We start from the raw sequence: 9106 nt of genomic DNA, 5'->3' as shown, positions 1-9106 counted from the left end.
AATCGCCCCCGATCATAGATGACCATTGCCTTCCAGTTTGGCCCAAACATACTGGACCAGAGCGGGGTGTAGAACGAGATCGTGCAGTCGCTTTTCTCCGTTACATACTTACGCTGATTTTTCAGTAGGCGTTCGATGCGCTCGGTGATTGCGCCCGAATCTAGGTCCGCTGCCACCGGAGTTGACCCACGCAGATGCCATATGAAATCAATCATGAATGCTTGAATACGCTGAAACGCCGATGACCGCTATTGGGCGATAGCAGCCGACAGATACTCCCTGAAATCAAGCCATTTCGGCCACCCGCATATCAACGTGGAGGCCAGCTGCGCTGACCATGTTCACCAGCGTGTCCAAGCTGAAGCGGTTGATGCGGCCGCGCATCAGGTCCGAGATCCTGGGCTGTGTCACTCCGAAGCGCTGAGCCGCCTCGATTTGCGTCCATTCACGTGTCCGAATCTGCTTTTCGAGCGCGCGCATCAACGAAGACCGGAGCTTCATGTTCTCCGCATCTGCCGGAGTATCCTCTATCGCGTCCCAAACGCTCTTGAATTTGGTGCTGGTCATTGTCCTAGCTCCTTTAAGAGTGCTTTGTATCGCTTAGTAGCGATCTCGATATCCGGCTTACTCGTCTTTACCATTTTCTTCTGGAAACAGTGAAGAACGTGAACAGTATTCTCAAATTTCGCGACATACATTACACGGAAAGCATCACCATCCTCCGATATGCGGATTTCTCGAACGCCTTTTCCAACTGTGGAAAAAGGCTTCCAATCGGATGGTTCTTCGCCGTGCTGCACCTTGTCGAGCTGGTAGCCGGCTTCCTTGCGGGCCTCTCCTGGGAAATCCCGGAGGTCATCAAGCGACCCGCCACGGAAGTCGATTTCCATAATCTCGTCATCCATAGTCGGCATATATAAAAATTTATATACTCGCGCAACCGGCTTTGCGCTGCTTGAAAGCAGCAAAGTCGAACGGCTCGGGCTCTCCGCTCTGCTCGCCCTCGATCAGCGCCTGACGGATACTCTCGATCTCCAGACCCCGTTCCTGCTCGCGCCGGATGAGGTCACGGATCGCCTCGCTGTCATTGGTGTAGCTGCCGGCGTCGATCTGGGCGGCGATCCACGCATTCTGCTGTTCGGTCAGGGTAATGGTCTTGCGCACGATCGCCATATCGGCCTCCACGTCATGCTATTGGTGCTGTTCAGCACGGCCATCGATTCCGCGGTGTTTGTTCACCGGCTCATCCCCTGATCCCGATCGCGTTGCAGGACGCGCTCGCGATCGTGGATGAGCTGCCCCATGGCGTGCGCCATCTGAGGTTCGCGCTGGATCTGCTCAATATACAGATCCTTAGTGTGCTGGTTCGCCCCGTTATAGGCGTCCACCGCCTTGCGCAGCGCCTCAGGCACTGCCCGCCAATCGCTGCTATGGTCGCTATAGCCGTGGGCGCCCGCCTCGCGCCGCGCCGCGATCGTCCTGAACCGCTCGGCCACCTGCTCCCGGGCATGGGCCTGCTGACGCTCCTGCACAGCCTGGCGGGCGCGCTCGGCGGCAAGCTGCTCGCGCTGCTGCGCTTCGGCCGCTTCGCGCCGATCGCGCTCGACTGCGCCGCTCAACGTCGCCGCGAACCCGTGTAGCCGCTCGGCCACCCGTTGCCCCATGTCGCGCAACCACTCCGATCCACGCTCGATATACTGCCGCAAGCCGCGCTGCTCGAGGACGCCGGCATTGTGCTGGGCAACCTCCGTCACCGGCTCATACGCACGGCCCTCGCGCTGCGCCTCCCGCTCGGCCCGACGCTCCATTGCCGCCACCCCCGGCCCCATGTGCACCGTCGCCTCCTGCTCGATCCCGCGCCGCTGGTGGCTGCGGTGATCGACCCGCTCGGCCACCTGCGCCCGTTCCAGCGCTGCGTTCTGCATCTCCGCGTAGCGCGCCCGCCAGCGCTCGACTTCCCCGCTGGTCTTCTGGTCCAGTTCGCGGCTTTTCTCCCCCAGCCCCTCCGCGCCGATCCGCCGCGTCGTGGTCAGAAGGTGCGCATGGTGGTTGCGCTGATCGCCCTGCCGACCAGGTGCATGGATCGCCACGTCCACCGCCACACCGTGCCGCTCGCTGATCTCACGGGCGAGGTCCAGCGTAAGGGTGCGGCGCTCGTCGGCAGACAGCTCGGCCGGGAGCGCGATTTCATATTCCCGCGCGACCGTCGAATTCTTGCGCGTCTCGGCCTGCTCGGCCGCGTTCCACAGCGCCGACCGGTCGCGCACCCACTCGGGTGCGTCGGCAGGCGCGACGATCTCAAGGTGCTCAATGCCCTGCTTGCGGGTGTAATCGTGGACGACGCCGGTGCGCTCGTCCGCGATCTCCACACCCGCACGGTAAGCTGCTGCTGCCGTCGCGGTGCGACCGGCAGAGCGGCTTACCGTCTTCACTGCAAGATGGAAGCTCGCCATCGCCGCGTACTCCTTTGCCATGCGGAAGCATGGCGCGGGCGACAGCCCGCTGGGGTTCGGGGTACCCCCCGACGCACGCAAACGCAAGTTTGCATAAGTGCGCCATTCACTCCTTTCAGTCGCTCTGGTGTAGTGCTACCTCTATGCTGTAGCGAAAGGACCGATCATGGCCGCTCCCACACCCGAAGCTATAGAAAATGCCCGCCTCAAGGTCCAGCAGGCCAAGGCCCGGTTGCAGTTGCTCGAAGCCCGCACCGCCACCCTCAACCGCAAGGCCGATGCCCGTCGCAAGATCATCCTGGGCGGCCTGCTCCTCGATGCTGCGATGAAGGACGCGGAGTGGGAAGCCGGACTTCATGAACTGATGGACCGGATCGTTCGCGACCAGGACCGCAAGGCGTTCGAGGGTTGGACCTTCCGGGGTGTTACCGATGGCTGACCCGTTCGACCCTTCCGATTTTGACGCTCCATCCTCCGGCGATCCCCAGGCGGACTACCGCACCCTGCTCGACGCCATGCGCAAGGCCGGGGCCGAAGGGGTCGCGGAGCAAACGGCCACGCTGGCCCGCCAGATCGCCCAGGAAGCCAGCCAGCGTGCCGACTGGAGCCAGCATGTAGGATCGACCGTCCAAGACCTTCTGCGGGCCGCTGACAGGCTCCAGCGGGCCAGCACGGGCATCTGGCTCGATCGGTTCAAGGAATGGCTCTACGCCGCCCTGATCGGCCTGGGGCTGATCTTCGTGGCCGCCCTCGCCTACCAATGGGCCAAGGAACCCAAGATCGAGCAGCGCATGTACGGCTGCGCCGGTCACTGGAACGCCAAGACCCAGACCTGCAAAGACGGATGGGTGCCCTTACAACCGCAGCCGACCGGGTAATTTATGGGTGCACGATAAATCGCGCCAATGCCGACAAGCACGAGGCGAGGTTCTACTATGACCAAATTTGATCCCGAGTTGCACGACGATAACCCGTCGATGGACACCACGTTCATGGCCGGCATGACACCCTCCCGGCGCGGGCGGCCGAAGTCGGAAACGCCAAAGGTAGAGGTCAAAATCCGCTTGGACGCCAAGACGGTCGATCATCTGCGGGGTAGCGGCCCCGGATGGCAGACCCGTGTGAACGCCCTGCTCGGCCAGCTGGTGGAAGCTGGTCGGATCTAATCCCTCGCTGAACCTCCATGACGCCTGACAATCGGTAGATGATCACCCCCTCGACCGACTTCTCCCTCGCCAAGCCTGCGGCCGTTAGGCCGCCTCTGTGACGGCGTAGCCGGCACGCATCAGCAGCGCATTGGCCGCAGGCCAATTCCATATTCCATCTCTGATCGTGCCCCGCGCGCACTCGCGATGATTCTAATTCTCTATGATTCTATGATTCAGGGAGAATAAGCCTTTGGTTATAAAGCAAGAAACAGCTCCACCTACGAGGAATGGGGCGGTCAGGTACGAGGAATGGGGCGGCGACCTACGAGGAATGGGGCGGTCAGGTACGAGGAATGGGGCGGGCTAGAGTCGCAGAAGCGAGGTACGAATAGATATTGATACGTAGCTCGTTTCTATGCACACCTTGCTTATGTCCGATCCCCCCTCCCTCGGCCGTACGATGAAAGCGGCTTCGACAGCCGCTGTGCGTGATGGACACGCGATCGTGAAAGCCGGCGAGTTCATTGAGGCCCGCTTTGGCGCAGGTGTCTCTCCGTCCTTGGCAGCGCGCAAAACCCTCGCACTTTTGATTGCCAAAGCTGCGGGTGAAGCATGGCAGCCAGGCTCTCACGTGATTGCAAAGCGCGATCTTCGAGGCAGTCATGAGTCCAACGACAGGATACAGGACACACTCGATGAGCTGATGGACATCAAATTTCGGATGCCATCCACATCGGCGCAGGGTCGGTCAGCCACGCTTACCGCTGCACTGTTAGCTTGGACACTCAACGAACATGCTGACGATGGCCTTGCCACTGTAGAGTGGGAATTTACGGCACCAGCTCGGGCTGTGCTTCAGGGCAGCGATTATTATGCCCGGTTAAACCGGGCCGCACTGCTGGCCTTCCGATCAAAATACGCAATCACGCTCTACGAGATGGGGTGCTTACTCGCTGGACGCCGCGAACCTCGATGGTCCGGGACAATCGAGGAGCTGCGAGAGCGCGTCGGCGTTGCTCCCAAAACGATGCTCAACTTTTCTGATTTCCGACGTTTCGTTCTCGACCTGGCAAAGGCCGAGATCGATCAACTCGCCGCATTCACTATGGACTGGTCCGAAAAGCGTGGTGCTCGGGGAAAGATCACCCACGTCACCCTCACCTTCACGACGAAGGATGACGACGCCACCAATGCCGCAGCCGATGAGGCAGGACGCCACAGTACCGGACGTCGGTCGCGGCGTGAGGGCACCGCAGATACCATCGTAGATGCTGCCAGCCTCATCGCTGTAGCTGCAACGCGAATGTCGGTTTCCGATACCCTACGATGGCCCGCCGACGACCGCGTGGACGAATTTCAAACCCCTGAACTCTATGCGATCGGTCGGACATTGGGTGGCGGCCATGCCGTCCAAAGGCTCGCCGACCAATACGTTAGAATCCTCAAAGATCGCCGTCGCCAGCTTGTCGGGGATGCCCTCAAGGCAGACTGGACGAAATGGGTTACGGGGTGTTCCGCCAAGTGGGGACGAGCCTGATCCGTTTCCAATGGTGCCTGTTCCTGCTAACTGTTAGCTGACAGTAATTTGAAACGATACGTAACGGGGTACTGGATAGATGGCTTACACCTTGGGCGAGGCTGCTAAGGCCACCGGCATCAGCAAGGCGTCCATCTCACGAGCCATTAACAGTGGCCGAATATCAGCGGTTAAAAACGAGAGCGGGTCGTTCTCGATTGAACCGGTTGAACTGCACCGGGTCTATCCGCCAAAGTCGTCCGCAACCGTTAGCGAAATGCCGCTTGAAACGATACGCAACACCGATAGCGGTACAGGTAACACCGCCAATTCCAACGTGTTACAGGCACGCCTTGATGCCGCTTTGGAACAGTTACGCGACCGAGATGGCACGATCGGCGATCTTCGTCAGCGCCTTGATCGGTCGGACGAGGAACGACGCGAGGCGCAGGCCCGGGTGATTGGGTTGCTGGCAGGACCTGGCCCTACGGAATCCAAGCGGGGGTTCTTCGGTCGGCTATTTGGCCGTCCCGACGAGTAAGGTCGCAAAAGGGGTCCCTTTTGCGACGATCAGGCAGCAGCATGCTCACGAGAAGGAACGCGGGCGCGACGATCGTCGAGGGCGGTAGGTCTACTAACGACCAGACGCGGCAAAGCCTCAGCCAGTATGAGCGCTACGAGCTGGGTTCGGTATAGCTGCTCCAAATCCTCGTGCATCAAGCGGATATCATAGACCGTAGCGAGGTCCGCCAACTCCATTTGCACGGTGATCTGATGCTGAACATCAGAAGCGCTTTGTGGATAAACCATGGCCCGCTTTTGGCGCGTCGGTGGCAAGAAACAATGGTATTTCGGGGTTAATGCTTGCCGACAGCCGGACCAGCAATCCTGCTTTTCCAGATAGCAGACGATCAAGCTCTGTGTATGATCTGAGGATAAGCAACAGCGATCAGAGCGAGGCGCAATGGATGGCTGGGAGATGCGGGCTCGCACTCTCGATCGGATTTCATGTTGGAGAGGGCACTATGGTAACGGTCCGCCTAGCCGAACCGATGGATTTTTCGGCGGTCTTGGAATTTGATACTTTTCCTGGCGACCGTATCACTGAAATTGTGGAGCACCGGATGCTCGTCATCGATATCAATGGTCGAATCCAAGCCTATGCGTCGTGGCAGAAAAGCGGCTGCATCGGGAAGGATTATGTCAACAAGCTCGTCGTCAGGGAAACAAGCCGGGGGCAAGGTCTCGCTAGATGCTTGATCGCCTCTCTAAACACGGTTTTGTCCGGTAGGGTCTTCATATCTGCGTCAGGCAATAACCTCGCCGGCCTGCGCCTTCTGGAATCGACAAGCTGGAAGCGCGCGGGTGAGATCGTAGGTCTTCTACCGTTGGATGAATCCGAAATATTTTTTTACAGAGACTTATGGCCCGAATCCGCACCATAAAGTGGTGACAGCAAAAAGCTGTTGGACCTAAATTCTCAAACCCAGCCAATGTTGATGCAAAAATCAAAAGTTTTGCATCAACGCCGCGGCGTAAAGCAGTCGGTCGGCTGATACCCAGTAGCGGACCTTCGCTCGCCATGGTTTAGTCGCGAATGGTTGCCGCTTGCAGCGCGAGCTGGTGGAGAAGTCAAAGTGAAGAATGGGGTCTGCTGTTTCTGCTCTAAGCCGGTTGACGAGGCGGGTCTTGATCCTTGCACGCTAACGATCGCAACAAATGGCGAGGGCAATCAGTCCTGGCCGTGCCATGGCATCTGCTATTTGGAACGCCTTGGCGATCTTCCTTACGGCCGCGAATTATTCGAATCTGACGAGTAGGCGCGAGATTGTGCAGCACGGTTCTCTTACATCGTTTCTCAATGGCGAGCAGTCAGCCGGACAACTGTGGCGCGAGATTGAGCCTGAGGTAAAAGAATGCCTGGCAGCCTATGCGAAGCTCGGCTCGGGGGCCGTCAAAATTTCGGACGGACCAAAGACGCAAATCTCGCGTCGGCAGGTGGCAGTTCTCATAGCGGCGCTGGCTGAGGGTGAGATACCTATGAATGCCGCCAGCTATATCGCGGACGCTATGATCATGAGCGATGCCTTCGCATGGGAAGACGAGGGGATCGCCGACGCGCTATTTCGGCTTTCCGATGAAAGCGCACCGTTAACGATGATTGATCTGGAATGGGCAAATAGCCGCGTTACTTGCGCACGGTAACGTCCGCTTCCACTCAAACCCGTCGCCGCTGATGCGAAAATCACAAGTTTTGCATCAGGTGGAAAAGCGCACAAAACCCGGCACTTCCATGATGCATTATTCTGATGCACAATCGGAGCATGATTTACGGCTACGCACGCGTCTCATCCAGCGGGCAGGATCTAGCGCAGCAGCTCGCCCAGCTCGACGCGGCCGGCTGCACGAAGGTTTATCGCGAGAAGATTAGCGGTGCGACTGCCGAGCGGCCCCAGCTCAAGCGCGCGATCGGCGCGCTCGATGCCGGCGACGTGCTGATGGTGACATCGACCGATCGTCTCGCCCGCAACACCCGCGACCTGTTGAACATCCTCCATGCAGTGAAGGAAGCCGGTGCCGGCTTCCGCTCGATCGCGGAGCCGATGGTGGATACCACCTCGCAGTTGGCCGATGTTATCATCGCCGTGCTGGGGGTTGCCGCCAGCTATGAGCGTCATCGTATTACCGAACGCACCGCTGCCGGCAGGGTCCAGGCCAAGGCCCGTGGCGTCAAATTCGGCCGACGTACCGCCCTCACCCCTCACCAGCAGTCCGAGGCCCTACAGCGGCTTGCTGCCGGCGACACGCAGCGCACCGTCGCCGCATTGTTAGGTGTGAGCCAAGCTACGATATCGCGGATCGCAACTCCTACCGTGCAGCGGACCGCGCGAGCGCTCTCACCAAGTACAGAGGCATGGAGCCAAGCTACGCTTGATGCGGGAAACCGAGCCGATCACGATCCAGAATATGCCTACGAGATCGGAAAACGCCTGTTTTAAGCGGGCCAAGAAAAAGCCGCTGGTCCAGAGGGACCAGCGGCTAAAGGCGAGCCGGATAATAGTCGGCTTAACCAAATTGTGCGGATCTTTCCTCTGTGCATTCCATAAAGGTTTTGGATAACGTTTCTTTAAGACCAGTAGTTTATAACACGGTGCATGTACGATATCCGTTTCGATGCAACGAGGCGCGTCTTCGTAATCACCTCAGTTGGCTTTTGGACGCTTGGTACGCTGGCGTCGTTCTCCGCGGCTACTGTAGCGCAGGGTATGGCGATGCGGGTGCGTTATGGACCGTACGCGGTGCTGAACGATGCTCGCGACTATCCAATTCAATCGAGCCAAGTGGCCCATGGGCTCGAGTTGCTGATGGCGCAGTCGTTGAAGATCACTAGCGGGCCGGTAGTGACGGTCGTGAACAAGGCTCTTAACAAGATGCAGGCCGAACGGGTACTAAACGCCCCGAACAGCCGCGTTTTTCTAGACTGGGATGAGGCCAACGCTTGGCTTGAACAAGAATGGGTATCGAAGCGCACTACGTAATGAAAGTGGCGGTGACCGGGCTTGCTTGGTCGATTTTGGCCATCGGCTTATACCTCCCGTTGATACAAAGTTTTTGATTTTTGCATCAGGAATGGCCGGGTTTGGTGGTGAGAGGACCTACGGCATGCTAGCGGCTTTACGAATTGCAAGCGGGACCCGAACCCAAGCGAGCAACATATTCATCCCGTAGAGCCACGAAAAAGTGAGCGCGGCGACCCCAAGCGCAAACAGAAATCCATTGCCAATAACCGTAAATATGAAGAAAAAAGCCGCTCCGCAAATACAATAGACGAAGCCATGCAAGCTGCGAAGGTCATATCTAAGTCGACGATCCGAAGCAGAGCCCTCTAACCAAAATCGCCCCCGATCATAGATGACCATTGCCTTCCAGTTTGGCCCAAACATACTGGACCAGAGCGGGGTGTAGAACGAGATCGTGCAGTCGCTTTT

15 protein-coding genes are annotated in these 9106 nt (G+C 58.6%); 9 read left to right on the top strand and 6 right to left on the bottom strand.

Translation table 11 applies throughout. The annotated features are described in order from the left end of the window. The 5 genes from ABIB28_RS18320 to mobQ form a co-directional block, all read right to left on the bottom strand. A partial coding sequence (locus ABIB28_RS18320) for a hypothetical protein (RefSeq protein WP_354289532.1) occupies nt 1–215 on the bottom strand: 215 nt, incomplete at its 3' end. A gap of 70 nt (nt 216–285) precedes the next feature. Next, nucleotides 286–567 (bottom strand): helix-turn-helix domain-containing protein, encoded by a 282-nt coding sequence (locus ABIB28_RS18315; protein WP_354289530.1) that lies wholly within the window; start codon nt 565–567, stop codon nt 286–288. Further along, nucleotides 564–905, bottom strand: a complete 342-nt coding sequence (locus tag ABIB28_RS18310) for a type II toxin-antitoxin system RelE/ParE family toxin (RefSeq protein ID WP_354289528.1) — start codon at nt 903–905, stop codon at nt 564–566. Before ABIB28_RS18310 ends, ABIB28_RS18315 begins: the two co-directional genes overlap by 4 nt. Before the next feature lie 19 nt (nt 906–924). Then, entirely contained in the window at nt 925–1173 is a 249-nt protein-coding gene (locus ABIB28_RS18305; RefSeq protein WP_354289526.1) for a type II toxin-antitoxin system ParD family antitoxin, read from the bottom strand. Nucleotides 1174–1235: 62 nt separating this feature from the next. Continuing rightward, nucleotides 1236–2453 carry a MobQ family relaxase gene (gene mobQ / locus ABIB28_RS18300; protein WP_354289524.1) on the bottom strand — a complete coding sequence of 406 codons (1218 nt, stop codon included), beginning with the start codon at nt 2451–2453 and terminating at the stop codon, nt 1236–1238. A gap of 166 nt (nt 2454–2619) precedes the next feature. Between mobQ and ABIB28_RS18295 the strand changes: the two genes are divergently transcribed. From ABIB28_RS18295 to ABIB28_RS18255, 9 genes are all read left to right on the top strand, one after another. Beyond that, nucleotides 2620–2892 carry a mobilization protein gene (locus ABIB28_RS18295; RefSeq protein ID WP_354289522.1) on the top strand — a complete coding sequence of 91 codons (273 nt, stop codon included), beginning with the start codon at nt 2620–2622 and terminating at the stop codon, nt 2890–2892. Continuing rightward, complete coding sequence (locus ABIB28_RS18290) at nt 2885–3331, top strand: hypothetical protein (RefSeq protein WP_354289520.1); 447 nt, start codon at nt 2885–2887, stop codon at nt 3329–3331. Before ABIB28_RS18295 ends, ABIB28_RS18290 begins: the two co-directional genes overlap by 8 nt. 57 nt (nt 3332–3388) lie before the next feature. Continuing rightward, nucleotides 3389–3619 (top strand): BrnA antitoxin family protein, encoded by a 231-nt coding sequence (locus tag ABIB28_RS18285; protein WP_354289518.1) that lies wholly within the window; start codon nt 3389–3391, stop codon nt 3617–3619. 442 nt (nt 3620–4061) lie between these two features. After that, on the top strand, nt 4062–5138 hold the full coding sequence (locus ABIB28_RS18280; RefSeq protein WP_354289516.1) for a replication initiation protein: 1077 nt from the start codon (nt 4062–4064) through the stop codon (nt 5136–5138). A gap of 79 nt (nt 5139–5217) precedes the next feature. Next, a complete protein-coding gene (locus tag ABIB28_RS18275; RefSeq protein ID WP_354289514.1) occupies nt 5218–5658 on the top strand; it encodes a MerR family transcriptional regulator in 441 nt (146 codons plus the stop codon). Nucleotides 5659–5914: 256 nt separating this feature from the next. After that, nucleotides 5915–6562, top strand: coding sequence for a GNAT family N-acetyltransferase (locus ABIB28_RS18270; protein ID WP_354289512.1), 648 nt, complete (start codon nt 5915–5917; stop codon nt 6560–6562). A 328-nt stretch (nt 6563–6890) separates the two neighbouring features. Beyond that, nucleotides 6891–7322: a hypothetical protein gene (locus tag ABIB28_RS18265; RefSeq protein ID WP_354289510.1), complete on the top strand. Its 432-nt coding sequence runs from the start codon at nt 6891–6893 to the stop codon at nt 7320–7322. Between the two features lie 119 nt (nt 7323–7441). Then, nucleotides 7442–8116: a recombinase family protein gene (locus ABIB28_RS18260; protein ID WP_354289508.1), complete on the top strand. Its 675-nt coding sequence runs from the start codon at nt 7442–7444 to the stop codon at nt 8114–8116. Between the two features lie 156 nt (nt 8117–8272). Continuing rightward, nucleotides 8273–8656 carry a hypothetical protein gene (locus tag ABIB28_RS18255; RefSeq protein WP_354289506.1) on the top strand — a complete coding sequence of 128 codons (384 nt, stop codon included), beginning with the start codon at nt 8273–8275 and terminating at the stop codon, nt 8654–8656. Between the two features lie 117 nt (nt 8657–8773). On the opposite strand, the gene ABIB28_RS18250 is transcribed toward ABIB28_RS18255, so the two are convergent. Continuing rightward, the coding region (locus tag ABIB28_RS18250; protein ID WP_354289504.1) for a hypothetical protein at nt 8774–9106 on the bottom strand (333 nt) is incomplete at its 5' end.

Origin of the sequence: Sphingomonas sp. UYEF23, assembly GCF_040546165.1 — a bacterium.
Taxonomy (GTDB): Bacteria; Pseudomonadota; Alphaproteobacteria; order Sphingomonadales; family Sphingomonadaceae; genus Sphingomonas; species Sphingomonas glacialis.
The sequence above is the reverse complement of the archived record's forward strand: the minus strand, read 5'-3'. Positions and strand labels throughout refer to the sequence as shown.